The sequence below is a fragment of the Nonomuraea sp. NPDC049750 genome (assembly GCF_040659625.1).
In the GTDB taxonomy this organism is placed as follows: domain Bacteria; phylum Actinomycetota; class Actinomycetes; order Streptosporangiales; family Streptosporangiaceae; genus Nonomuraea.
Genome location: NZ_JBFANB010000020.1, coordinates 1 through 25679 on the forward strand (window position 1 = coordinate 1; position 25679 = coordinate 25679).

A 25679-nucleotide genomic window follows, 5' to 3' on the forward strand; every position below is an offset into this window, starting at 1 on the left:
CGGGCCAACGCCCACTGATCATGGGAAGCCTTCGTGATCGCCCCCGCCCACCGCGACGACGACTCCGACGTCAGCTCCCGCTTACGGTCCGCCCATGCCTGAGCGGAATGCTCCAGCCCCGTACGACAACGCACCGCCAGATCCCGCGACGCCAGCACACCCAGATGCGCGCCCACCCGGCGCAACACCTGCTCATCTTGCGCGGTCAAGCCCTTGAGCCGATCACGGACAGCCACCCCGGACGGCCCGGCAGCCACGAACGGCGCAGCGATCGGCCGCAATGCCTCAGCCATCCCCGACCGCCCCCAGCACCATGCCAGCCAGCAAACTCATCGGCTGGCGACAACAGCAGCGGACGCACCACGCGAGCGGCGTCTCCACGCCATCACCCCACCGACCCATCCAGATCACCTGCCACCAACCCGCACTTTCACTGACAGTGACTGTTAGGCTACCAAGGTTTTGCCTGTCGAGGCGAACATTTGAGCGACACATCCGCCACTCACCGCCCACGCCGTTACAGGCGGGCCCCGCCGCCACGCGGGTTGGCGTCACAGGCATCGACGCCGACCACGATCGCGCCGACCAGACCCGCCCGGCCGCTACCGCGAGCACACCGTTACGTAACCACTGCGAGACCGCACAAAGGACTGACCCCGCGCAGGCCCCATTGACATGTCCACACGAAGATCGAAGCGCAACGAGAAGCCCCTAACGCACATCTATGAGCACTCAACGGCTAACAGGTGCAACCCTTCGGGGTCGGAGGCGGAGGAGCGGGGTCAGCCGCGGCGCATGATGGCGGCCGCTGCCGCGACGTTGATCAGGACGATGGCGAACCAGGCGATGGCCAAGCCGAGCCCGCCGCCGCGGGACGCCGCGATGGCCGTCAGCGGGATGCCGATGCCCATCGACCCCAGTGCGATCGGGATCATGGCCGACCCCGGGTTCTTGGACCTGGCCGGGACGGGACCGGCGCCGTGGGCCTGGAGCTCGGCGCGCACCCGGGCGGCGATCGTGGCGTCGAGCCGCTCCACGAACGACTCGACCAGGGCGGCTTCGTATTCGGGGCCGAGGTCGCGGCGGGCGTCGAGCGTCGCCTGCAGATCCTCGCGGATGGGGCGCATGTCTGGCATGAGGCTCATCATCGCGGCTGCGCGGCGCGCCGTCATCAACCCTGAGGGCCATGGTGAACTCATCCCCAGGTACGGTTCTGACATGCGGATCATGACCCCGCGCGGCCCGGCGCAGGTCGAGTTCGACGAGGTGGAGCGGCCCCGGCTGCTGCTGGTGCTGACGCACGGGTCGGCCGGGGGAGTGGACGCGCCCGATCTGCTGGCGGTGCGCGACGCGGCGCTGAACGTGGGGGCCGTGGTGGCCAGGGTGACGCAGCCGTTCCGGCTCGCCGGGGCGCGGGCGCCGGGCTCGGCCGTACGGCAGGACGAGGCCTGGGAGGTCGTCCTGGGCGAGCTGCGGGCGCGCCGGCCGGGGCTGCCGCTGGTGCAGGGCGGCCGGAGCAACGGGGCCAGGGTGGCCTGCCGTACGGCCGAGGTGGTCGGCGCGGTCGCGGTGGTGGCGCTGGCGTTCCCGCTGCACCCGCCGGGCAGGCCCGAGAAGTCGAGGGCCGGCGAGCTGCGCGAGGCGGGCGTGGACGTGCTGGTGGTCAACGGGGACCGGGATCCGTTCGGCGTGCCCGACGCTGCCGACGCGGCACGCCTGGTTGTGCTGCCGGGCGAGGGGCACGACCTGAAAAAGGACCCCGCCCGGGTGGGCGAGGTGGTCGCCGAGTGGATCGTCGGCTATGGGGCGCCGGTGAGCGGGTAGCGGCTCAGGCGGCGCCGACGAGCGGATCCGGGCGGTGCGGAGCGATGGCGGTGCCGCCAGGCAGGAGCTCCCCGGTGTCCTCGAAAAGGACGACGCCGTTGCAGAGAAGGCTCCACCCCTGCTCGGGGTGGCAGGCGAGGGTACGTGCGGCCTCGCGGTCGGGCGCCTCGGCTGCCGGACAGGCCGGGTCGTGCGGGCACATCGGCGTGCCTCCGATATCTCGTGAATGGCTCCCGCGGGTAGGAAAGGGGCGGGAACGCCTTGGGTGTTGTCTTTCTTTCAAGTGTGCGGCGTATGTCACACGTTCGGACATAGTCCGTTAGGACTGTTACAGGAGGATGCGAAAGTGTGACCTTCGACACAGCGTGCCTTATACAGGATAACGGTCCAAGCTCGACACGCCCACTAGCTTTGCAAGCCCTTCAGCAAGGCGTCGAGACCACGCTCGAAGTCGACGTCGGCGCGCTCGTCACGCCTGGTCCACTCATCGACCTCGGGGTCGGCCCAGCCTGACTGCTGGACCTCGACCGCCACGCTGCCGAACACGAAGGCCCGCAGCGCTCGTACGGCCTCAGGCGCGTCGTTCAGGCCCGCGTCGGCGAGTTGCTCCGTCTGCTCCCTGATGGCCAGCGCGGTGCCGCCCTTGGGCGGTTTGGTCAGCGCGAGCGCCAGGACGCCGGGATGTTCGCGCAGCAGCTCCCGACCGGCCCGGCACCACGCCCTGGCCGTGTCCTGCCAGGTGGGACCCTGCTCCACGTGGACGGCGGTGACGTGCTCGGCCAGCGCGTCCATCAGCGCTTCCTTGCCCCGGGGCAGATGATGGTAGATGGCCATGGCCTCCACCTGCAGGGCGTCGCCGAGCCTGCGCATCGTCAGGCGCCTGAGCCCTTGTGAGTCGGCGATGTGAAGGGCGGCGTCGATGATGCGCTCGCGGGAGAGGGGAACCGGCGGTCTCTTGGCGGGCATGGAGATCATCTTACTATGTAAAGGGCGCGGCGCGGGTCCGATTATGGAGCGTGTCGCGGTCGGGCGTACCCTGGTCGCGCTGATAGGAGCCGATTGGGATGAGGGGCAGAGTCGATGGCGTTTTTCCGGCCGCGGGTGAGCCGCGAGGCTGAGGTCCGCTACCACGCGGACGTGGAGATCTCCAAGAGCTACCCCGAGCTGCTCGACCGGGCCAGGCTGGCTGAGGGGACGCTGCGCGACCTGCGGGCCGCCGCCGCGGATGAGCTCGAGTTGCTGGCTGCCGGAGTGGCGTTCGACAAGGCGCTCAGCGAGGCGCTGCGGGCGGCCGAGAGCGGGCAGCGGGCCACGTTCGGGGTCAAGGCCTACGACGACCGCATCGCCCGCCGCAAGGCCAAGGCGACGCCCACGGGGGCCACGTGGACCGCCGAGGTCGATCGGCTGCGTACGCTGCGTGAGGACAACCGGCTGTGGGGGATCCCGCGCGTGCCACGCCCGGTGCCCGCCGTCCGCTAGCCGTCCGTCACTTCCCCGGGTTATTCGTCACGCGACCGTCTCGATCCCTGTGACGGTCTGTGCAGGGCTGGTGTCCTTTGGTGGGATACCCCCCTTCGGGGGGCGGTATAAGACGGTCCGTTGTGGCTGGGTCCCTCGGGAGTCGGGGGAGAGGGCGAAGGCGGTCCGCTGGAGACATGACGAAGCCCCGGCACGAGAAGTGCCGGGGCTTCGTCGCGGATCAGCTGGCCCAGTCGAGCAAGGGGCGGGTATTGCTCGGGTGGCGCAGCTTCGAAAGCGATTCCTTCTCGAGCTGCCGGATGCGCTCCCGGGTCAGGCCCAGGTGCTTGCCGATCTCGTCGAGTGTGTGCGGTTTGCCGTCGACCAGGCCGAAGCGCAGGGCCATGATCTTCGCCTCGCGCGGCGTGAGGTTGCCGAGCACGCCGCGCAGCTGGTCGCCTAGCAGCTGGCGGTCGACGATCTCCGACGCCTCGGGGGAGTCGACGTCCTCGATGAGGTCGCCGATCGTGGTCTCGCCGTCCTCGCCGATCGTCGCGTTGAGCGAGATGGGCTGGCGGCTGGTGCGCAGCAGCTCTTCGATCTGGTCGGGGGTCTTGTCGAGCTCGATCCCCAGCTCCTCGGGCGTGGGCTCGCGGCCCAGCCTCTGGTGCATGTCGCGCTCGATGCGCGACAGCTTGGAGAGCATCTCCAGCACGTGTACGGGCAGGCGGATCGTCCGGGCCGAGTCGGCGAAGCCGCGCTGTATGGCCTGCCTGATCCACCACATGGCGTAGGTGGAGAACTTGAAGCCCTTGGTGTAGTCGAACTTCTCCACGGCCCTGATCAGGCCCAGGTTGCCCTCCTGGACCACGTCGAGCAGGGACATGCCGCGGTCGGTGTACTTCTTGGCGACCGAGACGACGAGCCGGAGGTTGGCCTCCAGCATGTGGTCCTTGGCCGCCCTGCCGTCCTCGATGACCAGTTCGAGGTCGTCGCGGGCGGCGGCGGACAGGTCCGGGCCGGTCTCCAGCTTGTACTCGGCGTACAGGCCGGCCTCGATCCGGCGGGCCAGCTCGACCTCCTGCGCGGCGGTGAGCAGCGTACGGCGGCCGATCGACTTGAGATAGGTGTGGACCGAGTCGCCCATGACCGACTGGTTGTCATCGAGGTCGATCGTCTCGGACTCCAGCTCGGCCTCGTCCGGGGCCGTGGCGTCCGGGCTCAGCGCGAGCTCGTCGGGGGCGTCCTCGTCCTGCGCGGCGGATTCCGTCTTTGGCTCCGCGGCCTTGGAGCGGGTAGACTTCGCTCGCTTGGTCGTGGTCTTGCGGGTGGCCTTGCGCGAGGGCGCACGCCCGAGGGACGGCTCGTCCTCGGCGGCCAGACTGACACCCGCCTCGGTGAGCTCGCGCAGGATCGACCGGCCGTCCGAGGGGCTGATGCCGGCTTCGGCGAACGCGTCACGCAGCTCCGCCAAGGAGAGGTGACCCTGAGCTCGCCCTCGGTCAATCAGCTGGTCGAGGGTCGTGGGTGGGGTCGCCACGGCGGTTCGGGGCATGAGGACACCTCCTCCATACGGAGTCGAATTCGATCAGACCAAGATTGTGGTGGGGCGGCTGCGGCCGCTCGGCGCACCAGTATCAATAACGCCGTTCAGCGCTATTTGTTCCCGGAGGGACAAAAAAGGGGGCGGACCGCCCTAAAGGTGACCCACCCCACACGCGAGGAGCGTCACTCCCCGGTGGTGAACTCGCCTGGCTTCACCTCGGGCATGGGCATGGGCTGGGCGTCCTCCATGCGCTTGTCCGTCCAATACTCGATGACCTTCTGCGGGTCCGGGTTGAGCTCCTTGGACACGACGGTGCCGTCACTCGGCGCGGGCGAGGCGGTCAGCTCCGAAAGCTGATCGTTCTGGACGGACGGCGGCTGGGCGGACGGTTCCTTCTCCACCACTGCTCTGGTCTCCCTGCCGACCCTTTCGAGCCTGCCCGCCGAGGCGGCCGCCGCGACTGAGACTCCGCCGACGAGGATCACACCGACGACCGCCGCGGATGCCCACATCTTGCGGGTCTGGTTCATGAAGGCTCCCTCCTTGCTCTCCTCCATAAGACGCACCCGCAACTCATCAGGTTCCTGTCCTAAGGCTAACGAGATCCGTTTTACCATTCGCTAGCAGCGGCAAACGGGACATCAGTCGCAGTTGGCGCGGCGCGGCGTAGACGGGGAGCCGGTCGGCGGCGTAGGCGCGGAGCTGGTCCAGCGTGGGCGGGCCCGCGGGGTCGGCGGGCACCACGACGGCCACCACGATCTCGCCCCATTCGGGGTCCGGCCGGCCGATCACGGCCACGTCGGCCACCTCGGGGTGGGCGCCGAGCACCTCGGCCACCGAGGCGGCCACCACCTTCTCGCCGCCGGTGTTGATGACGTCGTCGGCCCTGCCCAGAACGCGCAGCCGGCCTCCGGTCAGCTCGCCCAGGTCGGAGGTGACGTACCAGTCGCCGTCGAAGGGGGCGGGCTCGCCGAAGCGGTAACCGGAGAACAGCACCGGCCCGGCGACGCGGATGCGCCCGTCGTCGCCGATTTTGAGATCTACATTGTAAAGGGGCCGGCCGTCGTACACGCAGCCGCCGCTCGTCTCGCTCATCCCGTACGTCGTGAACACCCGAGCGCCGAGCGCCCGAGCCTCGGCGACCAGGCCGGCCCGCGGGGCGGCGCCGCCGAGCACGATGGAGCGGAAAACCGACAGGTCGGCGTTCAGTTCGACCAGCCGGTGAAGCTGGGTCGGCACCATCGACACGTGTTCGGCGCCCGAGGTGAGCACCTCGTGGGGGTCGAAGCGCGGGTGGATGATCGGCTCGCTCTCGCAGAGCAGGGCGCGGACCAGCACTTGCAAGCCGGACACGTGGGAGGGCGGCAGGCAGCACAGCCAGCGCTCGCCCTTGGCCGCCTCCAGGCGGCGCAGTGAGGAGGCCGCCGAGGTGCGCAGCGCGGTGGCCGACAGCATCACACCCTTGGGCGCTCCCGTGCTGCCGCTGGTGGCGATCACCACCGCCACGTCGTCGGGCACGCCCTCGCCGTCGTCCTGGCGGGCGCCGTTGACGTGCGTCGGGCGCAGCGCGCCGGGGGCGCTCGCGGCGGGCAGGGGGAGGATCGCCGGGCCGTCGCCGGACAGGGCGGCGCGGATCGCCGCGAAGAGCTCAGGTCCCGGGGGTCCGACCACGGCGTGCAACGGCCGGTCCGGATGCGACGGCTTCCTCAACATGCTCGTAAGGTTAATGGCGACAGGTCGGTCAGCGGTGCAGGGAGGGTCGTGACGCGTTCTCCCGTGCAATTCCGGGCTCCCGTCGTCTTCCGGGTCGCGATGCGCACCCGTTTCCGTGGTCAGACCGTCAGGGAAGGCGTTCTGCTGCACGGTCCGGCCGGTTGGGGCGAGTTCTCGCCCTTTCCCGAGTACGGTCCGCGCGAGTGCGCCCGCTGGCTGGCGTGCGCCCGCGAGGCCGCCTTCGAGGGCTGGCCGGAGCCGGTGCGCGACAGCGTGCCGGTCAACGCGACCGTGCCCGCCGTGTCCGCCGAGCAGGCCTTCGAGCTCGTACGCGGGTCGGGCTGCGCCACGGCGAAGGTCAAGGTGGCCGAGCGGGGTCAGAGCTTCGCCGAGGACCTGGCCCGGGTGGAGGCGGTGCGTGACGCGCTCGGCCCGGCGGGCAGGCTGCGCGTCGACGCCAACGGCGCCTGGGAGGTCGGCGAGGCCGTACGCCACCTGAAGGAGCTCGACCGCTTCGACCTGGAATACGCCGAGCAGCCCTGTGCCACGCTCGAGGAGCTGGCGGCGGTGCGGCGGGCGGTCGACGTGCCGATCGCGGCCGATGAGTCGATCCGGCGCGCCGAGGACCCGCTGCGGGTCAGGGCCGCGGAGGCGGCCGACATCGCGGTGGTGAAGGCGCAGCCGCTCGGTGGGGTGCGCAACGCGTTGCGGGTGGTGGAGGCGTGCGGGCTGCCGGCGGTGGTGTCGAGCGCGGTGGAGACCTCGGTGGGGCTGGCGGCGGGGCTCGCGCTGGCCGCGGCGCTGCCGGAGTTGCCGTACGCGTGCGGGCTGGGCACGATGCCGCTGCTCACGGGTGATGTGGTGGACGATTCGCTGGTGCCCGTGGACGGGCGGCTGGCCGTGCGACGTCCTGCGGTGAATTTTCAGCTTTTGTCGGCATTTGAGATTGAATCTCCCTCGTGGCTTCGCCGGATGCAGGAGGCGTCACTGTGAACCCCGCCACCGCGCTGGCCACGGTCCTGGTCGACGAGCTGGTGCGCTGCGGCCTCACCGATGTCGTGCTCGCGCCCGGCTCGCGCTCGGCCCCCCTGGCGCTGGCGCTGCACGCCGAGTCGCGGGTGCGGCTGCACGTGCGCATCGACGAGCGCTCGGCCTCCTTCCTGGCGCTCGGGCTGGCCAGGCGCGCCGAGCGGCCGGTCGCGCTGATCTGCTCGTCCGGCACGGCCGCCGCCAACTTCCATCCGGCCGTCGTCGAGGCGAGCGAGTCGGGCGTCCCGCTGCTCGTGCTCACCGCCGACCGGCCGCCCGAGCTGCGCGGCACCGGCGCGAATCAGACGATCGACCAGATCAAGCTGTACGGCTCGGCGGTGCGCTGGTTCGCCGAGGTCGGCGTGCCCGAGGACCGGCCGGGGCAGGTGGCCTACTGGCGGTCGCTGGCCTGCAGGGCCTACCAGCGCGCCGCCGGGCCCGCCGCTCCGGGGCCGGTGCACCTGAACCTGGCCTTCAGGGAGCCGCTGATCCCCGACGGTGACACCTCGTGGTGTGAGTCGCTCGACGGCGACGCCAACGGTCCCTGGGTGCGCGCCCGCGTCGCGCCGCCGCCCATCGCCCTGCACATCCCGCCGACCAGGCGCGGCGTGCTGGTGGTCGGCGACGGCGCCGCGAACGTCCGCCGCTACGTCGCCGCGGCCGGCATGGCGGGCTGGCCGGTGGTGTCGGAGCCGAACGGCGGCGGACGCTACGGCGACCACGCCGTGTCCACCTATCACTATCTGCTCGGCACGCCGGAGTTCGCCGACGCCCACCGCCCCGACGTGGTGGTCACGCTCGGCCGTCCCGGGCTGTCGCGGCCGCTGCTGTCGTGGCTGCGGCGGGCCGGGGAGCACATCGTGGTGGCCACCGACCTCGATCGCTGGCCCGACCCGACCCGGTCGGCGACGCAGGTGGCGCAGGCGGTGGAGATCCCGGTCGCCTCGGGTGACGACACGTGGCTGCACGCCTGGCGGCAGGCCGACCAGGCGGCCAGGTCGGCCATCGACGAGGTGCTCGACGCCTCGGGCACCAGCGAGCCCCGGCTGGCCCGCGACCTGGTCGACGCGATGCCGAACGGGGCGCTGCTGTTCTGCGGCTCCTCGATGCCGATCCGCGACCTGGACCAGGCGATGCGCCCCCGGCGGGGGCTGCGGCTGCTGGCCAACCGGGGCGCGTCGGGCATCGACGGGCTGGTGTCGTCGGCCATGGGGGCGGCGCTGGCGCACAACGGGCCGTCGTACGCGCTCATGGGCGACCTGTCGTTCCTGCACGACCAGAACGGCCTCATCCTGGGCCCCCGGGAGCCGCGGCCGGACCTGTGCCTCGTGGTGGTGAACAACGACGGCGGCGGCATCTTCTCGTTGTTGCCGCAGGCTGCGGTGAGGGATCCGTTCGAGCGGGTCTTCGGTACGCCGCACGGCGTCGATCTCGGTTATGTGGCCGCTTCGACGGGCACCCCGTACCAGCTGGTGGAGGATCTGTCCGACCTGCCCAAGGCGCTGCGCGGCGAGGGGCCGCGCCTGGTGGAGGTGCGTACGGACCGGGAGGCGAACGCCGTGGTGCACGCCCGGCTGCGCGAGGCGGCTCATGCCGCGATCCGGGACTGCATGACCTGATCCGTCAGGTGGGTGATTCCCGGTGATTTGGCCGGTCTTCGCGTATCCTGCGGCTGTGGGATCCGAGTCTCCTACGGCGGTGGACACCGAGTCGGCTCATACGCGCGCCGCGGCGGCGGCGCCGACGGTATCGGGGCGCGGGGTCGCGGAGGCGTTCGTCGCTCTGGCCGACACGCTGGTCACCGGTTCCGACGCGGCCGATTTCATGGGTGTGCTCGCCGAACGCTGCGTGGAGCTGCTGGGTGTGGACGCCGCCGGGCTGCTGGTGACCGATCAGCGGGGGGGAGTTGCGGCTGATGGCCGCCTCCGGCGAGCGGGCCCGGTCACTGGAGCTGTCCCAGTTGCGGTACGCGCAGGGGCCCTGCCTCGACTGCGTCGGCGGCGGCGAGGTCGTGCACTGCCCGGACGTGGACGGAGCCGAGGCGCGGCGGAGCTGGCCGCGCTTCGCCCAGCAGGCCCGCGACCATGGGTTCGGCGCGGTGAGCGCGCTGCCCATGCGGGTGCGCGAGGAGGTGATCGGCGCGCTCGACCTGTTCCGTGAGGCCCCGGGCGACCTGCACGCCGACACCGTCGTGCTGGGGCAGGCGCTGGCCGACATGGCCACGATCGGGCTGCTGCACGAGCGGGCCGTGCGGGGAGAGCGGCTGCTGGCCGAGCAGTTGCAGGCCGCGCTCGACAGCCGCGTCGTCATCGAGCAGGCCAAGGGCGTGCTGGCCGAGCGGCACGGCTGGGCGATGGAGGAGGCGTTCGCGCGGTTGCGCGGGCACGCCCGCGATCGCAACCGGCGGCTGGCGGAGGTGGCTCAGGAGGTCGTGTCGTATGGGGGCGACCTCCTGTAGTTCTACAGGGGTTTGTGCGGGAAGTGGCGGTTGAGTCCGGTGATCAGGAGCAGCCGGTCGACCTGTGGGGGGATTCCGGACAGCAGCAACGGTATGGCGTTGCGCCGCGCGTGATCGTGGATGCTCACCAGAGCGCCCAGGCCGGCCGCGTCGATGAACGACAGCCCGCTGAGCTCCATGACGACCTCGTCGATCTTCCGGTGTCCGTTGCAGGTCTCCCTCAGGATGTCGAGCAGGTGGTCACGAAGTACCGAGGTGGTGGCGATGTCCAGCTCCCCGGAGATGTGCACGATAACTTTCGCCCCCTGACGGCTTGTCGTCAGGTGCAGTGGCTCCATGCGCTCGGCTCCCCTGTTGTGTTCCCACACTGGAACATCCGCCGGCTGCGAGAGCCTTCTCCCCGTCAGGACCCTCGCGAGTCCGGGGACATGCCCGGCCGCCGACTTCGACACCTGACGTGGCGCGGGGTCCGGACGCCACGTGGAATCGCAAATGCGATTTGCACCAGATGTGTGGATTATCACTTTGTGTAACCGTGTGCTTCCAGAACGAAGTGTACAAGTCCTTTGGCGCTCGCAGGGTCAAGAGCTGTGATATCAGCCAGAAATGATGACCACGGTTCACCGACTGCTTCGACGGGCGCCTCTGAGGCTTGCTGCGGTCCTGGGGAAATTTCCACCATATTTGCCGACTTGCCCTGATGCTGGCCTGTTCTATGCCGTAGACGCGTCGGCGTCAGCGGCCTTCCCCGCGACGGGCGGTTACACCGCCTCGAACGCGGCCATCAAGAGGCTGCCGGACTTCCTGGCCCAGGAAGTCCGGCAGCCTTGATGGCCGACCAGATCGCGATCATCGGTGGGATTGATCATGGTTGGGATGTCTCGGCCGCTATGACGCGGGCGGCTGGCCATGGCCGCGGCGGCTGGCCTTGGGGGTGCTGGTGCTGCCGGGCGAGGGCCTTGACGGCGGCGCGGCCGCGCCGACATTGTTGACGGCGCTCAACGCCGCAGATCGTTTTTCGGCTCGTCTACAGGTCGTTTCTGGTGAGCCAGGTCAGGCAGGCGTCGGCCACTTCACGCCAGCCGTGGTCGATGGTCAGGGAGTGGCCCCGGTCGGGGAACTGCTGGATCTCGGTGATCGCGGTGGAGTCCCGGTACTGCTTGAGCGTCGCTTTGGTGACCGTCTCGGGGACGGTGTGGTCCTTGCCGCCGGCGATCAGCAGCAGCGGCCCCCGGGCGTCGTTGCCGGTGTCGACTTCGGCGGGCGAATGGGGGGAGAAGTTCGCGACGGCGGCCTCGAACAGCGGCTTGCCCGGCGCGGGGATGGTCCAGCGTTCGTACAGCTCAGCGGCTTCCTGAGCTGGGATGGCGTTGCCGAACGCGTAGGTGAACTGGTCGAGGGTGAGGGAGACGGCCCGGTGCTTGTTGGCCGGGTTCTTGAACACCGGCAAGGTCGAGCGCAGTGCCGACAACGGCAGCGGCAGCACCCCCTTGATCTGTGCGGCGTCGATCGCGATCGCCGCCCTGGCCAGGTCCTGCCCCAGCAGCTTCTCGGCGATCATGCCGCCGAAGGAGTGACCGATCAGGATCGGCTTGACGTCCAGAGCGTTGATGATCTCCGTGTAGTGGGCGACAACGTCGTCGATGCCGTGGTCGGCGATGCTGTCGGGGTCTTTTCTGGACAGTTCGACGCTTTCGCTGTCGCCAGGCCAGCCGGGGGCTGTCGCGTCGTAGCCGGCGGCCGTGAACAACTCGGTCCAGGAGGACCAGGACGTGGCGTGCAGCCACAGGCCGTGGATGAAGATGACGGGAATGGTCGGTGTGGTCATCGGTTGCTCCTCAGGAACACGGCTGTCATGCCGGATGGGTGTGCTTGACGGCCTGGGTCGCGGTGACGGCGGTGCGGATATGGTCGGCCACGGCTGCCGGTCGCGACAGCGCGATCGCGTGTGAGGCGTCGACCTCGATGGTGTCGGCCCCGGCGCGCTGGGCCATGAAACGCTGTGCGGCGGGATGGATCGCCTGGTCGGTGGTCGCCACGACGTACCAGGACGGCAGGCTCTTCCAGCTCGCCGTGGGAGAACTCTCCTCGAACGCCACCGCCGCGATGGGGCGCTGCGCGACGGCCGCCACCGAGGTGAGGCGCTCGGGCAGGTCGGCGGCGAAGACCGCGGGGAACCGGTCCTCCCTGAGGTACAGCTCCACGGCCTCCGCTCCATCGCCGGTGCGGAAGACGGCCGGCCGCAGCGCCGGGCCCAGCAGGCTGTCGGGGAAGCGGCCCGTGATGTCCAGCACGCTCTCCCCTGACTCCAGAGCGAAAGCGGTCACGTAGACCAGCCCGACCACGTTGCCCGGCTGGGCCGCGGCCCGGGTGATGACCACACCGCCGTAGGAGTGACCCACCAGCAGGACCGGACCGTCGATCGCGGCGACGACGCCGGCAAGGTAGGCGGCGTCGGTGGCCGGTCCGCGCAGCGGATTGGCCACCGCGGTCACGGGGATCGCGGAAGCCTGGAGCTCGGCGATCACGCCCGCCCAGCTCGACGCGTCCGCGAAGGCGCCATGGACCAGCACGACGGTCGGCGTGCTGCCGTTCTTGAAGGAGTTGCCTGTGGTCATGGCCTCACCGTAGGAAGCCCTCGCGCGCCTCGCGAGCGTCACATGACTGCGTCACCGAGCGTCCCCGGGCGTAACCGAGCGTCACCCGGGCGAAGCGGTCAGGTCAGGCTGATACGCGCAGGGCTGTGCTCAACGCCGATCGCGAGGTGATCCCCAGCTTGGGAAAGATCCGGTAGAGGTGGGAGCTGACAGTTCGATGAGACAGATAGAGCTTCTCGCCGATCTCCCGGTTCGTCAGGCCATCGGCCGCCATCTGGGCGATCTGGAGTTCCTGCGCGGTCAGCACGTCGCGTGCTTCACTGCTGCGGCTGCGACTGCTCTCGCCGGAGGCCCGCAGCTCCTGGCGCGCTCGCTCACTCCAGGGGATGACTCCCAAGGCGTCGAACGTCTCGCGAGCCATACGTAAGGGCGCCCTCGACTCGGCCGTACGCCGCTGGCGCCGCAGCCATTCCCCGTACGCCAGCTGCGCCCGGGCCCGTACGAAGGGCCGGCGCCGCAGGTCGGCCCCGAGCGCGGCATCGAAGAAGGGCTCTGCCGCCGCCTCATCGGCCAGGACGGCCCGGGCGTAGCGCAGGTCGGCGTGCAAGGACGGCGACGGTGTGGTGAGCGCCACCGTCTCCAGTTCCTCGATGATGCCGGCGACCGCGCGGCCTTGACCGCAGTGCGCTGCGGCGTCTGCGAGTTCGGCGATGGAAAAGCAGCGTAGCGCCAGGTGGAAGGCCGGATCGGCGGGGTCGTGCATCCGTCGCAGATGGTCGAAGGCGTCGGCGTAACGTCCCTCGCCCAGGGCGGCGAGCCCACGCGCGAGCTGCACCGTGGCCAGCACTGGGCGGGCTCCGATGGGCAGGGCCACCTGCTCGGCCGCTACCGCGAGGCTCTCCACGCGATCCTGCTCGCCGCGTAGCGCGGCGAGCACCGCGCCCGAGGCCTGGGCGATGGCGTGCATCAGCGGCTGGGAAGTCTCGTGCGCCAGACGGGCGGCCTCCTCGGCCGCGGGGATGGCCACGCTCAGGTCGGCCAGCCGGGCCGCACTCCAGGCCTGTGCGCCGAGGGCTCGTGCCAGCAGGCTGAGCCGGCCCTGCGTGCGCAGGGCCGGCAGCGACGCGGCGCAGAATTCCGCCGACAGGTCGAACGCCCCCACCATCAATGCCGAGCTGCCGAGCAGGCTGGCCGCCAACCGGTCGCCGGTCGGGTGGGCGGCCAGATGGCGTAATCGCTCGATCACGACCTTGCCCCGCTCGATCGGAGCCGCGAACGCCAAGACCGTCAGCAGCCGCCCGTCCAGATCGTCGACGGGCAGGCTCTCGGCCACGGTGACGACGCGTTGCCGCGACTGCTCGTCAGCATGAGCCCAGAAACAGCGCAAGGACGCGCTGGACAGGAGTTTCAGCGCGAGATCGACGTCTCCCTGCGCCGCCATCGTCTCGGCGAGGTCGGCCAGAGAATGCGCTGCCGCGCTGTGGTCGCGGATGCCATCCTCGAAGCTCTCGCGGATCCACACGATACGGGCCCGTTGCTGGGCCGTCAGCCGTAGCCGCTCGCCTTCGCCCAGCAGTCGCACGACGATATCGCGCCGTCCCATCTCAGCCGCGTACTCGGCGGCCCGCACCAGCCGTTCACACCGGTAAGCGGGATTCTCGCTGAGCCTGACCGCGTGCTCCAGCGCCGCGACGGCCGACAACAGGTCGCCCCGACGTCGGCTGCTTTTGGCCGCGGTCTCCAGCTCGACGGCGATGCTCTCATCCGGCCTGGCGGTGGATGCCGCGCGGTGCCAGAGGCGACGATCCGGCCGGCCGGTGAGAACGTCGGCCAAGGCGCCGTGCGCCGCGTGCCTCTGGGAGATGCTCGCCCCCTGGTAGATCGCCGAGCGCATGAGCGGGTGCCGGAACGACACCCCGGTTTCGTGCACGTCGATCAGCCGTACGGTGACGGCGGGAGCCAGATCGTCTGCCGTGACCGGTACGCCGGTGATCAGCGCGGTGGCGTCGAGGGTCTCGGAAAGGGCGGTGCTGTCGTTGAGCGCGGCGACCAGCAGCATGGTCCGAAGGGTCGGGGGCAACCCCGACGTGCGGGCGGTGAAGGTCTGTTCCAGCCGGGTGGTCAGCGGGAGCCACCCCGGCGGCAGGGGCCCCTTCCTGTCCTGCGTTTGCGCGGCGATCGGCAGCTCGACCAGGGCCAACGGGTTTCCCGCGGCCTCCCGCAGCAACCGGGTGCGCACCGTCGGCGTCAGGTTGGGGCTGCAGGCGTCCAGCAAGGCGGTCGCGGCCGTGTCATCGAGCCGATCGAGCAGCAACTCGGGCAGCCCTGCCTCGTCAAGAGGGCTCCAGAAACCGTCGCGTATCGCGGCCAGCAGCACGATCGGTTCGGAGTCCAGCCGCCGCGCGACGAAGGCGAGCACGTCGGCGCTGGCGCGGTCCAGCCAGTGAGCGTCCTCGACAAGGAGCAGGACGGGCGAGCGGGCGGCGGCCTCGCCCAGGAGGTTCAGCGCCGCCAAGGCGATGAGGAATGGGTCGGGCACCCGGGCGTCGGTCAACCCGAACGCCGCCCCCAGCGCGTCGCGCTGGGGGGCGGGCAGCTCCCCGATCTCGGTACGAAGCGGAAGCAGCACCTGATGCAGACCGGCGAAGGGCATGTGCGTCTCTGATTCCACACCGGTCGTCCGCAGGATCCGCATGCCCCGGGCGGCCGCGATTCTCGCCGTGTCCAGCAGCAACGCCGACTTCCCGATGCCCGCCTCGCCGCGCACCAGCAGCGCCCCACCGCTCTCGCGGACGCCGTCCACGAAATCGCCGAGACGCCGCTGTTCGGACTCCCGCCCGAAAAGCGCGCTCGCCGACCGGTCCGCTGACATATGAAGCCATGCTCGCTTGCGCTCGGTGTCCCGTCCAGCGAACTTGGCCTCCGGGCGGGGACTGACCGGTGAGCCGGCCTTGTCACGTCTGTCGACAGATCGCTCCTGGCCAGAGGGTGTGGCGTTCCCGCGGTCGGATGCCGTGCCTTCTTCGGGGATGGCGGTGATGAGGGGGCCGCCGAGGACGAGGACCAGGCCTTGGTCGGGAACGCGAGTCATGGGGATTCCGGCCTTTCACTGATGCGCTCAGTTCTGCGGGTGTGTTCTGGGCGGCTCGCATGCGGCGGCGCTGTTTGAACGCCTTCTGAGCAGCGCCTTGTCACTTCATGGAACTGTCCGGCCGGATGCGGCTGGTATCCGATCGCGCGAGGGCGGACGTCGTCAGGCGGCGGCCTCGCGGATGAGGCCGGCGACCGCGGCGGGCTGGGAGACGTGGACGGCGTGGCCGCCGATGACCTCGACGGCCTTCGCTCCGGCGCGCTCGGCCATCATGCGCTGGGCCGGCGGCGGAATCATCCGGTCCTCGGTCGCCACGAGGTACCAGCTGGGCTTGTGCCGCCACGCCGGTTCGGTGACCGACCCGTCGAGGGCGTCCACGCTCCACGCAAGCTGGGAGTCCGTCATGAACGCGGCGACGTACACCAGCGACGCGACGTTGGGGTGGGTGCCGGCCTCGCTGATGACGACCCCGCCGTAGGAGTGGCCGACCAGGACGGCCGGGCCGTCGAGGCCGTCCAGGACCCGGCGGGTCACCGCGGCGTCATCCTCCAGCGACAGTGTGGGGGTCTGCACGATGTGGACGCGGAGTCCGTCCCTGGTCAGCTCGTCGTAGACGCCCCGCCAGCCGGATCCGTCCACGAAGTCACCGTGGACGAGCACGATGTTCCTGACGGTGGTCATGCTCGCTCCTGAGCTGGATGGACAGGCCCGGCGCCGGTCCCGGTGCACTCCATCCAAGTCGCGCGCACCTGGCGCGGCCACGCAGAACAGGACGCAGAAGTAGCGCGGGGAACTGTCAGGGCGCGGCGTTCGCCAGGTCGCGGCAGCGGCTGCTCGCCTCGGCGTCGCCGATGGTCTCGTACACCTCGGCCGCCCGCGCGTAGGTCTGGCGGCTCTCGCCGGTCCGGTCCTCGTCGGCCAGCATGGCCGCCAGTGTCTCCAGGGAGTGTGCCTGCGGGACGGACAACTGAGCCTGCTCCATGAGGCTGATCGCCTCGGTGAGCTTGGTGATCGCTTCGGGCCGGTGGCCGAGCAGTCCCAGACATTCGCCGACGCGGGCAAGCGCGATCGGCCGGGTGAACGCCGCGACGCTCGGTGTTATCCCCGAGCGGTCGTCGTTCAGCAGTGCCAGCAAGTCGAGGTACTGCTCCAGCGCTTTGGTGTGGTGTCCGGCATCGCGCAGGCAGGTGCCGAGGGCGCCGAGGCAGTGGCAGTACCGATCGATGTCGCCGTTGGCCTTGTGGATCTCGGCTGCCTGGGTTTCCGACGCGATGGCCTCATCGAGCCGCCCGAGCCGTCGAAGCGCGCCGGCCGCGTGGTGGTGGGCCAGGGCGATCTGCGTGGTGGCACCGCTGCGGGTTGCCAGGTCTATCGCCTGGGCTGTGTAGCGCAGCGTGGTCTTCAGGTCCTCTCGCGGCACCAGATGGACCCAGGCCAGCATGTTCAGCTGCGCGGCCTGCCGGGCCGGATCGCCCAGGACGGCGGCGGCCTCGGCACCGAGGGTGAAGACCTCGTACCAGTGCGGCGCGTGCATCCATCGGTCGGAGAACCAGTCCATGGACTCGGCGCAGTCGAGGACGGCGGCGAAGCGGCCGATGCTCGCCGCCTGGCGTAACGCGCCCAGCCAGTTGTCCGCGTTCACGCGCAGCCAGTGGTCGGCCTTCTCGGGGGAGGACAGGTCGGCGAGGTCGGGGTCGGTCCGGTCGGGACGGCCGTACGTGGGCTCGAACCACCGCCCGGCGGTGGTGGCCGTCCGCAGCAGCCACGACGTCATCGTCACGGTGAGCGCGTCGTGCTCGGCCGCGGGTTCCTCCTCCCGAAGCCGGTCGCGGGCGAACAGCCGGACCAGGTCGTGGAAGCGGTAGCGTCCCGACGTGCTGTCCTGCAGCAGGCCGAGGTCGACGAGTTCGTCGAGGGCGTCCCATGCCCCCTCGATCGACGTGCCGCCCACCACGGCGGCGAGAGCGGCCTCGAAGCTGTGACCCGGCACCAGGGCGAGCCGGCGGAAGACTCGCCGCGTTGAGGGGGCCAGCTGCTCGTAGGACAACCCGAACGCGGTGGCGATCTTGAGGTCGCCGGCGCTGAGCTGGTCCAGGCGGCGCTCCTCGTTCGTCAGCCGGGCGGCGAGGTCGGCGGCGTTCCAGCCGGGCCGGCTGACCAGCCGGTTTCCGGTGATCCGGAGCGCGAGGGGCAGACCGCCGCAGAGCCGCGCGAGCTGCCCGACGGCCGATCCTTCGTCCGAGGCGCCGCGGTCTTTCAGGATTCCGGTCAGCAGTTCGGTGGCCTCCAGCAGGGGCAAGGGCCCGAGGCCGAGTCTGCGTACTCCTTCCAGACCGGCCAGCAGGCGGCGGCTGGTCACCAGGGCCTTGCCCGCGCCGCCGCCCGGCAGCAGCGGCCGGACCTGCTCCTCGGAGGCGGCGTTGTCGAGCACGATCAGTATGAGCCGGTCACGCAGCAGGGACCGGTATAAGGACGCACGTCCGGCGACGTCGCCCGGGATCTGCTGATCCGCGATGCCGAGTGCGCGCAGCAGCATGCCCAGGGCCTCGTCGACGGGCAGCGGCCGCGCGGACATGCCGAACAGGTCGAGGAAGAACACTCCGTGGGGGAAGTCCGGCCGCAGGGCGTGGGCGGCGCGGACGGCCAGCGTGGTCTTGCCCAGCCCGGCAGAGCCGGTGATGAGCCGCACGCCCGCGGCGCCCGGCGCGTCCCCGGCGCGTAAGAGGTCGCCGGTCCAGGCCAGTTCCGCGACTCGGCCGGTGAAGTCGTCGACGGAGCGCGGCAGCTCGCACAGCCCGGTCGGGCGGGCCCAGTGATCGCGCAGGCGGCCCTCGCGCGCCAGCTCGACGAGCTGTTTGCGGTCGGCGTCCGTCAGGCCGAGGGCGTCGGCCAGCGCCGTGACGGTCCGATGCTGGGGGCCCTTGCTGCGCCCGCGTTCCATGTCCGACAGCGTCCGGTCACTGACCCCCGAGGCCTCGGCGAGTTGCTCCAACGTCAGACGTGCCGCGTGCCGATGGCGACGCAGCACCTCCGCGAAGCTGGGTGGGGCGGTGATCGAGTGCTCCTTCTCCGCGTTCTGATGGAGATCACCCAAAGCTTACGGGGAAGACCGGTGACAGCGGCATTGGTCGCCCTGCGCGGAATCGGCGGCACGAGACGCTCGCATCAAGCCCGCGCTGAGCGATGTACACGGTCCGGGACAGTCACCTAGCGCTCGGTGACGCAGTCAGGTGACGCTCGCGCGGCAAGCGAGGCGGTTTTTACGGTTTGCCCCATGAACACCCAGCGCTCCTTGAGCAGTGATGCCGAGCTCCCGGCAAACCGCCGACGACGCCCCGGTCCAGCGTGGAGAGATCGGCGAGCCGGACCGCGCGGTCGGCGCGTCCAGCGGCCTACGGCCATCGCTCGCCTCGAACAGGGGAACGTCTTGTGAAAAGGACCCACTCCATCCTGGACCCGAAGCTCCGCCGCGGCGCCGTCATCCCGATCGCGGTGATCGGCATGCTCGCCTACCTCGCCCCTGCCGCCTCCGCCCAGGCCGCCCCGGTGCCCATCACAGCCATTGCCTCCAAGGCGCCGTCGGAGACCGGCGATGAGCCGCGTGTTCCGGCGGGTTTCCGGGAGCGGAGAGTTCAGGTCGGCGACGTCGCGATCAACTACGTACGCGGTGGGAACGGGCCGACGCTGGTCCTGCTGCACGGATATCCGCAAACCTGGTACACCTGGCGCGAAGTCCTGCCCGAACTCGCCAAGCACTACACCGTCATCGCGCCGGACCTCCGCGGAGCAGGCAAAAGCGACGCACCCGCCGGTGGCTACGACAAGAAGACCCTCGCCGCCGACGTGCACAGGTTGTTGACCACGCTCGGCCTCGAGCGGCGCATCAGGCTCGTGGGGCACGACATCGGCACGATGGTCGCCTACGCCTACGCCGCCGCCCACCCCGGCGACGTCACCAAGCTGGTGCTCAGCGAGGCGCCCATCCCCGACACGACCCTCTACACCTTCCCCTCCCTCACTGCGAAGGGACCGGGCTTTTGGAACTTCGGCTACTTCAGTGTCGCCAACGGCCTGCCCGAGCGCATGGTGAACGGCAGGGAAGAGCAGTGGGTGGAGCGTTTCGTCGACTCCCTCGAAGTCAAGAAGAACGGGGTCAGCGACAAACAGGTCCGCGAGTACGCCCGCCACCTGCGCGACGATGCCCACCTGCGGGCGAGTTTCGAATGGTTTCGCGCCCTTCCCAAGGACGTCGCCGACAACAGCGCCTATGGCCGGAAGAAGCTCACCATGCCCGTGCTCGCCATCGGCGCCCGCGGCAGCCTCGGTGACTTCGTCCCCACCCAAGTCCGCCGGTACGCCAGCGATGTGACCGGGATCGTCATCGAGGACTCCGGTCACTGGATCTTCGAGGAACAGCCCGAACAGCTCACCCGCACACTCCTGCGCTTCCTCAAGAAGAACTGACCCAGGAGCACACCATGAACAAGAGACGTCCACCCCACACCGGTGACACGCAGAACCCCTTCTGGTTCCTCGGCGGCCGGGTCCAGATCCTGGTGCCGGGTACGGCGACCGGCGGCACCTTGAGCCTGATGGAGTTCACCGACCCCAAGGGCCACGCGCCACCCCTGCACGTGCACGAGGCAGAGGACGAGATCTGGATCGTGCTCGATGGTGAGATCACCTTCTTCGTCGGGGACGACCGCCACGACCTGCACGCCGGTGCCGTCGCGCACGGCCCTCGCGGCGTCCCGCACAGCTACCTGGTCCGCTCACCGGACGCCCGCATGGTCGTCGCCTTCGGCCCCGCCGGCATCGAGAAGTGGTTCGCCGCCAACGGCTCGCCCATCTCCGACGTCAACGACGCGCCGGCCGCCTTCGACATCGAAGCCATCGTCGCCTCGGCCGAGGCGTACCGCCTGCGCGTGGCCGGTCCTCCACCTGCGGCCTAGGCGCACCGCTCCACCACGCCGCGCCACCCCTGTGCCCCGGCCCTGCCCGACGGGCGGACAACGGCTGGAGCCTCGCGCTGCCTCAGCGCCTCGCTTGAGAACCCCACCCCACCAAGGAGATCCGCCATGTCCGCGTACGCGTCCCCACAGACCTCTCCGCTCTCCCGGCCGAGAAGCGGGATCCTGCTGTCCGTGACGCTGGCCGTCCTGGCCATCCTGGTCACGGTTCTCTGCTCATCGGCCACCGCCTCCACCGCGGCGAGCCGGCAGACGGCCAAACCCACCGTGGTGCTGGTCCACGGCGCGTTCGCCGACGCCTCGAGCTGGAACAAGGTCGTCGCCCGGCTCCAAAGGGCCGGCTACCCGGTGATCGCCCCCGCCAACCCCCTGCGTGACCTGGCAGGTGATTCGGCCTACCTGTCGAGCGTCGTCTCCACCATCGACGGACCGGTCATCCTGGTCGGCCACTCCTACGGCGGAGCGGTCATCTCCAACGCCGCCACCGGCCACCCCAATGTCAAGGCCCTGGTCTTCATCGCCGCGTTCGCACCCGAGGAGGCCGAGTCGGCGCTCGACCTGACCGGTGAGTTCCCCGGCAGCCAACTGCCCACCAGCCTGATCACCCGCCAGTACCCGCTGCCCGGCGGCGGCACCGGCACCGACGCCTATGTGGATCCGGCCAAGTTCCACGCCGCCTTCGCCGCCGATCTACCCGCCCGCGACACCGAGCTGATGGCCGCCACCCAGCGTCCGGCCGCCCTGGCCGCGCTCGGCTCCCCGAGCGGACCGCCCGCCTGGAAGACCATCCCCTCCTGGTACCTGGTCGCCGGCGCCGACCAGGCCATCCCGCCCGCGGCCCAGCGGTTCATGGCCCAGCGCGCCGGCGCGCACACCAGCGAAGTCAGGCAGGCCTCACACGTGGTCATGATCTCCCGGCCTGACGCCACCACCGCCCTCATCACGGCGGCGGCCCGCGCCACCGGCTGATCCCACACGACGACGAGCCGTCCGGCACCGCGACAGGCGAGATTCCCCGCGCCTGTCGCGGTGCGGCCACACCTTACGAAGGGAGACGACCCGCATGATCCACTCCACCGCCCACTCGAGCAGGCGAACCTTCCTCGCCCGAGCGACCGTCGCATCGGCGCTGCCCCTGGCCGCCGGCCTGCTCCGGGCCGGCGCTGCCCCTGGCCGCCGGCCTGCTCCGGGCCGGCGAGGCGCCGGCATCCGGCGCCCTGCCCGACTACGCGCCCATCCCCGAGGCGGCGAAGGGCCCGAAACTCAATGAGAAGGGCTACTTCGTCGGCCGGATCGACGGCGACCTGTACTGGGTCACCGACTCCTCCTATCAGGCCATGTTCCTGACCACGCGCCAGGGCGTCGTCCTGGTCGATGCGCCCCCCACCATCGGGCACAATCTGCTGCGCGCCATCGAGGAGGTCACCCGGGCCAACGGCCGCCCCCGGAAGGTGACCCACCTCATCTACTCCCACTCGCACGCCGACCACATCGGAGCCGCCTCGATCCTCGACAAGGACGTCATCCGCATCGGACATACCGAGACCGCGAGACTCCTGCGCCGCGACGCGGACCCGAACCGGCCGGCGCCCACGCTCACCTTCGACGATCACCATGTCCTGCTGGTCGGCGGCGAGCGTCTCGAACTGGCCCACCACGGCCCCAACCACTCACCCGACAACATTTTCATCTACGCCCCCAAGCAGGAGACCCTGATGGTGGTAGACGTGCTCTATCCCGGCTGGGTGCCGTTCAAGAACCTGGCCGTCTCCCAGGACATCCCCGGCTGGCTGCGGGCCCACGACATCGCCATGAGATATCCGTGGCGCACCCTCGTCGGCGGCCACCTCGGCCGCCTCGGCATCCGCGCCGACGGCCACCTGCAACAGCGATATCTGGCCGACCTGCGGACCAGCGTCCGTGACACGGTCTCCAGCCTCGACCCGGCGCCGTTCTTCGGCAAGTACGGTCCGGCGGGCAACGCGTGGGCGGTCTTCGCCGGCTACCTGGACGCGGTCGCCCAGCAGGCCGCCGCCCCGGTCATCGCCGACTACCTCGGGACGCTGGCCGCCGCCGACGTGTTCACCAAGGACAACGCCTTCGGCCTGCTGGAGTCCATGCGCATCGATACCGGCCTGCTCGGGCCCTTCGGCATCCATCCGTGACCAGCACACCCGACGCCGGCCAACGGCTTCGGAGCGGACGCGACCCGAGCGGGGCTGCTGATGCCGCCGGGCTGGTCATGCTCGCCGTCGAAGCCGATTAAGAGAGAACTTCCTGCTTTTGGAATGATGGTCTAACATTCGGAATTATGTCCGAGCCTGTGGATGAGCCCAAGCTCGTCGGGTCCGATCGGGTGCTGGCGGTGCTGGCCGAGCTGGCCCGCCACCCCGACGGGATCGGCCTGGAGGAGATGGCCCGCGCGGTGGCCAGTCCCAAGCCGACCGCGCATCGCGCCCTGGCCGCGTTGCGCCGCGCCGGGTTCGCCGCCCAGAACGGCCACGGCCAGTACGTGCTGGGGGATGAGTTCCTGCGGATGGCCTTCGCCCACCACGAGGCCCGGCCCGACCACGTCCGGGTCATCCCGATCCTCAAGGCGCTGTGCGAGCGGTACGGCGAGACGGCTCACTACGCGGTGCTGGACGGCGCCTCGGTCATCTACCGCTCCAAGCTGGACCCGGCCGCCGGCGCGGTGCGGCTGACCTCGGTCGTCGGCGGACGCAACCCGGCCCACTGCACCGGTGTCGGCAAGATGCTGCTCTCCTGCACCCTGCCGGACGCGGACGCGGTACGCGCGTGGGTGGGCGGCCGGACGCTGGAGCGGCCGACCGAGCGCTCGCTCGGCACGGTCGAGGAGCTGCACACCGAGCTGGTACGCGTCCGTGAGCAGGGCTACGCCGTCGACGACCAGGAGAACGAGCCGGGCGTCAACTGCCTGGCGGTCCCGGCGTACCTGAACTCACCCGCCGTGCCCAGCGGCGCGATCAGCGTCAGCGGCCTGGCCTACCGCACGCCGCTGGACAAGCTCGTCGCCGACCTGCCCGCCATCCGCGCCATCGTGTCCGGCAAGGACCTCTCGTGAGGCCCGCCACCGCCCTGATGAAGATTCACGGAGACTGATCTTGTACCTCATGCGCATCGGCGCCCCCGGCGCCGAAAAGCCCGTCGTCCGCGTGGACGACACCCACTACGTCGACGTCTCTGACCTGACGCCAGACTTCGACGAGCGCTTCTTCGGCGCCGGCGGCACGGCCCTGCTGGCCGGGCCGGTCGCCGAACGTATCGCGGCCGGCCAGGTGGCGGAGTTCGCCGGCGAGCGGGTCGGCGCGCCGATCGCCCGGCCGCACCAGATCCTGTGCATCGGCCTCAACTACAGCGACCACGCCGCCGAGACCGGCCAGGCCGTCCCGGATGAGCCGATCCTGTTCACCAAGTCGCCCAACACGCTCGTCGGCCCCTACGACGAGGTGCGCATCCCGCGCGGCTCGACGAAGACCGACTGGGAGGTGGAGCTGGGCATCGTCATCGGCCGCCGTACCTCCTACCTGGACTCGGTCGAGCAGGCCCGCGACGTCATCGCCGGCTACTGCGTGGTCAACGACGTCAGTGAGCGCGCCTTCCAGATGGAGCGCGGCGGGCAGTGGAGCAAGGGCAAGTCCGCCGAGACGTTCAACCCCGCCGGTCCCTGGCTGGTCACGCCCGACGAGATCGCCGACGTCACCGATCTCGGCATGCGGCTGGACGTCAACGGCGTGCGCCGCCAGACGGGAACCACCAAGACGATGATCTTCGATCCGTACGTCATCGTGCACCACCTGAGCCAGTTCATGGTGCTGGAACCCGGCGACCTGATCAACACCGGCACCCCGCCCGGCGTCGGCATGGGCCACGAGCCCCAGATCTGGCTCCAGCCCGGCGACGTGATGGAGCTCGCCATCGACGGGCTCGGCAGCCAGCGCCAGCGGGTCGCAGGGCCCCGCTAGTGCGCGCCCTCGTCCTGACCGGCCCGGGCAAGGCCGAGGTGCGGGAGGTCGAGCCGCCGATCGCCGCCCCCGGCGAGGTGGTCGTGGACGTCGAGCGGGTGGGCGTGTGCGGCACCGACGTGGAGCTGTTCACCGGCGAGATGAGCTATCTGCGTACCGGCCGGTCCTGGTACCCGCTGCGCCCCGGTCACGAGTGGACCGGGGTGGTCAGCGCGGTCGGCCAGGGCGTGGACCACGGCTGGCTGGGCCGCCGGGTCACCGGCGACACCATGCTCGGCTGCGGCCACTGCGACCGCTGCCAGGCCGGTAACCACCACGTCTGCGCCGACATGGTGGAGATCGGCATCAGCCGCGGCCGTCCCGGAGCGCTGGCCGAGCAGCTCGCCGTGCCGGCCACGGCCCTGCACGCGCTGCCCGACATGATGGACGCCACACTCGGCGCGCTGGTCGAGCCGGGCGCCAACGCGCTCAGGGCCTTCCGCGCCGCCGGGCTGCGGCCGGGGGAGCGGCTGCTGGTCCTCGGCACGGGCGCGATCGGCCTGCTCGTGGCCTTGTTCGCCCGCGCGGAAGGCGTAGACGTGCACCTGATGGGGCTGCACACCCCCGATGTCGCGCGGGCCCTCGGCCTCACCGGCGTCTGGACCCGGCGGACGCTGCCCGAGCTGCCGTGGCATGCCGTGGTCGACGCCTCCAACGCCCCGCGGCTGCCCGCCCTGGCGCTCGACCTCGTCGAGCCCGCGCGACGCGTCGTCTACATCGGCCTGGCCGGGACACCGAGTACCCTCGACACCCGCGACCTGCTGCTGCGGGACGTCACCGCCATCGGCATACTCGGCGGCTCGGCCGGGCTGGCGGGCGCCATCGCCGCCTACGCCGACGGTTCGCCGGCCCCCCGCCCGCTGGTGGCCGCCACGGTCGGCCTGGCCGCGACGGCCGACGTCCTGGCCGGGCACCGGCCCGACGACGCCGGGCCGGGGCCGAAGATCCACATCGATCCGCGACTGTGAGGC

At 70.6% G+C, this 25679-nt stretch carries 24 protein-coding genes and 1 pseudogene; 12 read left to right on the top strand and 13 right to left on the bottom strand.

The window, feature by feature from the left end; all coding sequences use genetic code 11:
* Positions 1–209: pseudogene (locus AB0J16_RS38700) on the bottom strand (IS200/IS605 family accessory protein TnpB-related protein); the annotation flags it as partial.
* Positions 210–782: 573 nt separating this feature from the next.
* A complete protein-coding gene (locus AB0J16_RS38705) occupies positions 783–1136 on the bottom strand; it encodes a hypothetical protein (protein WP_358549319.1) in 354 nt (117 codons plus the stop codon).
* An 82-nt stretch (positions 1137–1218) separates the two neighbouring features.
* Here AB0J16_RS38705 and AB0J16_RS38710 point away from each other — a divergent pair, with 82 nt between their 5' ends.
* Complete coding sequence (locus AB0J16_RS38710; protein ID WP_358549322.1) at positions 1219–1824, top strand: alpha/beta family hydrolase; 606 nt, start codon at positions 1219–1221, stop codon at positions 1822–1824.
* Positions 1825–1828: 4 nt separating this feature from the next.
* On the opposite strand, the gene AB0J16_RS38715 is transcribed toward AB0J16_RS38710, so the two are convergent.
* A complete protein-coding gene (locus AB0J16_RS38715; RefSeq protein WP_214634349.1) occupies positions 1829–2026 on the bottom strand; it encodes a DUF5999 family protein in 198 nt (65 codons plus the stop codon).
* A 203-nt stretch (positions 2027–2229) separates the two neighbouring features.
* Entirely contained in the window at positions 2230–2790 is a 561-nt protein-coding gene (locus AB0J16_RS38720; protein ID WP_357645222.1) for a TetR family transcriptional regulator, read from the bottom strand.
* Positions 2791–2904: 114 nt separating this feature from the next.
* On the opposite strand from AB0J16_RS38720, the gene AB0J16_RS38725 reads away from it, so the two are divergent.
* Positions 2905–3303, top strand: a complete 399-nt coding sequence (locus AB0J16_RS38725) for a hypothetical protein (protein WP_357645221.1) — start codon at positions 2905–2907, stop codon at positions 3301–3303.
* A 220-nt stretch (positions 3304–3523) separates the two neighbouring features.
* Here the strand turns inward: AB0J16_RS38725 and AB0J16_RS38730 are convergent, their stop codons facing one another.
* The 3 genes from AB0J16_RS38730 to AB0J16_RS38740 all read right to left on the bottom strand — a co-directional run bounded on the left by AB0J16_RS38730 (position 3524) and on the right by AB0J16_RS38740 (position 6541).
* Positions 3524–4837: an RNA polymerase sigma factor gene (locus AB0J16_RS38730; protein ID WP_358549324.1), complete on the bottom strand. Its 1314-nt coding sequence runs from the start codon at positions 4835–4837 to the stop codon at positions 3524–3526.
* 173 nt (positions 4838–5010) lie between these two features.
* Complete coding sequence (locus AB0J16_RS38735) at positions 5011–5358, bottom strand: hypothetical protein (protein WP_358549327.1); 348 nt, start codon at positions 5356–5358, stop codon at positions 5011–5013.
* A gap of 46 nt (positions 5359–5404) precedes the next feature.
* Positions 5405–6541 (bottom strand): AMP-binding protein, encoded by a 1137-nt coding sequence (locus AB0J16_RS38740; RefSeq protein ID WP_358549330.1) that lies wholly within the window; start codon positions 6539–6541, stop codon positions 5405–5407.
* A 48-nt stretch (positions 6542–6589) separates the two neighbouring features.
* Here AB0J16_RS38740 and AB0J16_RS38745 point away from each other — a divergent pair, with 48 nt between their 5' ends.
* The 3 genes from AB0J16_RS38745 (at position 6590) to AB0J16_RS38755 (ending at position 10028) form a co-directional block, all read left to right on the top strand.
* Complete coding sequence (locus tag AB0J16_RS38745) at positions 6590–7534, top strand: o-succinylbenzoate synthase (RefSeq protein WP_358549333.1); 945 nt, start codon at positions 6590–6592, stop codon at positions 7532–7534.
* A complete protein-coding gene (gene menD, locus AB0J16_RS38750) occupies positions 7531–9189 on the top strand; it encodes a 2-succinyl-5-enolpyruvyl-6-hydroxy-3-cyclohexene-1-carboxylic-acid synthase (RefSeq protein WP_358549335.1) in 1659 nt (552 codons plus the stop codon). The genes AB0J16_RS38745 and menD overlap by 4 nt, the downstream gene beginning before the upstream one ends.
* 296 nt (positions 9190–9485) lie before the next feature.
* Positions 9486–10028 (top strand): GAF and ANTAR domain-containing protein, encoded by a 543-nt coding sequence (locus tag AB0J16_RS38755; RefSeq protein WP_358549337.1) that lies wholly within the window; start codon positions 9486–9488, stop codon positions 10026–10028.
* 2 nt (positions 10029–10030) lie between these two features.
* Here AB0J16_RS38755 and AB0J16_RS38760 read toward each other — a convergent pair whose 3' ends face one another.
* The 6 genes from AB0J16_RS38760 to AB0J16_RS38785 form a co-directional block, all read right to left on the bottom strand.
* Positions 10031–10366, bottom strand: coding sequence for an STAS domain-containing protein (locus AB0J16_RS38760; protein WP_358549339.1), 336 nt, complete (start codon positions 10364–10366; stop codon positions 10031–10033).
* 689 nt (positions 10367–11055) lie between these two features.
* Positions 11056–11856: an alpha/beta hydrolase gene (locus AB0J16_RS38765; RefSeq protein WP_358549342.1), complete on the bottom strand. Its 801-nt coding sequence runs from the start codon at positions 11854–11856 to the stop codon at positions 11056–11058.
* A 25-nt stretch (positions 11857–11881) separates the two neighbouring features.
* The gene (locus AB0J16_RS38770) at positions 11882–12646 is read right to left on the bottom strand and encodes an alpha/beta hydrolase (RefSeq protein WP_358549345.1); all 765 of its coding nucleotides are present in this window, start codon (positions 12644–12646) and stop codon (positions 11882–11884) included.
* Between the two features lie 103 nt (positions 12647–12749).
* Positions 12750–15497: an AAA family ATPase gene (locus AB0J16_RS38775; RefSeq protein WP_358549348.1), complete on the bottom strand. Its 2748-nt coding sequence runs from the start codon at positions 15495–15497 to the stop codon at positions 12750–12752.
* A 381-nt stretch (positions 15498–15878) separates the two neighbouring features.
* On the bottom strand, positions 15879–16397 hold the full coding sequence (locus AB0J16_RS38780; protein WP_358549351.1) for an alpha/beta hydrolase: 519 nt from the start codon (positions 16395–16397) through the stop codon (positions 15879–15881).
* 115 nt (positions 16398–16512) lie between these two features.
* Positions 16513–18810: a helix-turn-helix transcriptional regulator gene (locus AB0J16_RS38785; protein ID WP_358549354.1), complete on the bottom strand. Its 2298-nt coding sequence runs from the start codon at positions 18808–18810 to the stop codon at positions 16513–16515.
* A gap of 335 nt (positions 18811–19145) precedes the next feature.
* Here AB0J16_RS38785 and AB0J16_RS38790 point away from each other — a divergent pair, with 335 nt between their 5' ends.
* From AB0J16_RS38790 to AB0J16_RS38820, 7 genes are all read left to right on the top strand, one after another.
* On the top strand, positions 19146–20180 hold the full coding sequence (locus AB0J16_RS38790; RefSeq protein WP_358549357.1) for an alpha/beta hydrolase: 1035 nt from the start codon (positions 19146–19148) through the stop codon (positions 20178–20180).
* Positions 20181–20194: 14 nt separating this feature from the next.
* Complete coding sequence (locus tag AB0J16_RS38795) at positions 20195–20668, top strand: cupin domain-containing protein (RefSeq protein WP_358549360.1); 474 nt, start codon at positions 20195–20197, stop codon at positions 20666–20668.
* Between the two features lie 126 nt (positions 20669–20794).
* Positions 20795–21655 carry an alpha/beta hydrolase gene (locus AB0J16_RS38800; RefSeq protein WP_358549363.1) on the top strand — a complete coding sequence of 287 codons (861 nt, stop codon included), beginning with the start codon at positions 20795–20797 and terminating at the stop codon, positions 21653–21655.
* A gap of 368 nt (positions 21656–22023) precedes the next feature.
* On the top strand, positions 22024–22851 hold the full coding sequence (locus AB0J16_RS38805) for an MBL fold metallo-hydrolase (protein ID WP_358549366.1): 828 nt from the start codon (positions 22024–22026) through the stop codon (positions 22849–22851).
* 146 nt (positions 22852–22997) lie between these two features.
* Positions 22998–23768 (top strand): IclR family transcriptional regulator, encoded by a 771-nt coding sequence (locus AB0J16_RS38810; RefSeq protein WP_358549368.1) that lies wholly within the window; start codon positions 22998–23000, stop codon positions 23766–23768.
* 40 nt (positions 23769–23808) lie between these two features.
* A complete protein-coding gene (locus AB0J16_RS38815; protein ID WP_358549371.1) occupies positions 23809–24669 on the top strand; it encodes a fumarylacetoacetate hydrolase family protein in 861 nt (286 codons plus the stop codon).
* Positions 24669–25676: an alcohol dehydrogenase catalytic domain-containing protein gene (locus tag AB0J16_RS38820; protein ID WP_358549373.1), complete on the top strand. Its 1008-nt coding sequence runs from the start codon at positions 24669–24671 to the stop codon at positions 25674–25676. Before AB0J16_RS38815 ends, AB0J16_RS38820 begins: the two co-directional genes overlap by 1 nt.
* The last annotated feature ends 3 nt before the right edge of the window (positions 25677–25679 follow it).

Excerpts from the sequence above, each read along its gene's own strand:
- AB0J16_RS38800 (WP_358549363.1), top strand. The coding sequence starts at position 20,795 with ATGTCCGCGTACGCGTCCCCACAGACCTCTCCGCTCTCCCGGCCGAGA.
- AB0J16_RS38735 (WP_358549327.1), bottom strand. The coding sequence starts at position 5,358 with ATGAACCAGACCCGCAAGATGTGGGCATCCGCGGCGGTCGTCGGTGTG.
- AB0J16_RS38720 (WP_357645222.1), bottom strand. The coding sequence starts at position 2,790 with ATGCCCGCCAAGAGACCGCCGGTTCCCCTCTCCCGCGAGCGCATCATC.
- AB0J16_RS38725 (WP_357645221.1), top strand. The coding sequence starts at position 2,905 with ATGGCGTTTTTCCGGCCGCGGGTGAGCCGCGAGGCTGAGGTCCGCTAC.
- AB0J16_RS38740 (WP_358549330.1), bottom strand. The coding sequence starts at position 6,541 with ATGTTGAGGAAGCCGTCGCATCCGGACCGGCCGTTGCACGCCGTGGTC.
- AB0J16_RS38710 (WP_358549322.1), top strand. The coding sequence starts at position 1,219 with ATGCGGATCATGACCCCGCGCGGCCCGGCGCAGGTCGAGTTCGACGAG.
- AB0J16_RS38795 (WP_358549360.1), top strand. The coding sequence starts at position 20,195 with ATGAACAAGAGACGTCCACCCCACACCGGTGACACGCAGAACCCCTTC.
- AB0J16_RS38775 (WP_358549348.1), bottom strand. The coding sequence starts at position 15,497 with ATGTCAGCGGACCGGTCGGCGAGCGCGCTTTTCGGGCGGGAGTCCGAA.
- AB0J16_RS38765 (WP_358549342.1), bottom strand. The coding sequence starts at position 11,856 with ATGACCACACCGACCATTCCCGTCATCTTCATCCACGGCCTGTGGCTG.
- AB0J16_RS38705 (WP_358549319.1), bottom strand. The coding sequence starts at position 1,136 with ATGCCAGACATGCGCCCCATCCGCGAGGATCTGCAGGCGACGCTCGAC.
- AB0J16_RS38770 (WP_358549345.1), bottom strand. The coding sequence starts at position 12,646 with ATGACCACAGGCAACTCCTTCAAGAACGGCAGCACGCCGACCGTCGTG.
- AB0J16_RS38730 (WP_358549324.1), bottom strand. The coding sequence starts at position 4,837 with ATGCCCCGAACCGCCGTGGCGACCCCACCCACGACCCTCGACCAGCTG.
- AB0J16_RS38780 (WP_358549351.1), bottom strand. The coding sequence starts at position 16,397 with ATGACCACCGTCAGGAACATCGTGCTCGTCCACGGTGACTTCGTGGAC.
- AB0J16_RS38760 (WP_358549339.1), bottom strand. The coding sequence starts at position 10,366 with ATGGAGCCACTGCACCTGACGACAAGCCGTCAGGGGGCGAAAGTTATC.
- AB0J16_RS38810 (WP_358549368.1), top strand. The coding sequence starts at position 22,998 with ATGTCCGAGCCTGTGGATGAGCCCAAGCTCGTCGGGTCCGATCGGGTG.
- AB0J16_RS38755 (WP_358549337.1), top strand. The coding sequence starts at position 9,486 with ATGGCCGCCTCCGGCGAGCGGGCCCGGTCACTGGAGCTGTCCCAGTTG.
- AB0J16_RS38715 (WP_214634349.1), bottom strand. The coding sequence starts at position 2,026 with ATGTGCCCGCACGACCCGGCCTGTCCGGCAGCCGAGGCGCCCGACCGC.
- AB0J16_RS38805 (WP_358549366.1), top strand. The coding sequence starts at position 22,024 with ATGTTCCTGACCACGCGCCAGGGCGTCGTCCTGGTCGATGCGCCCCCC.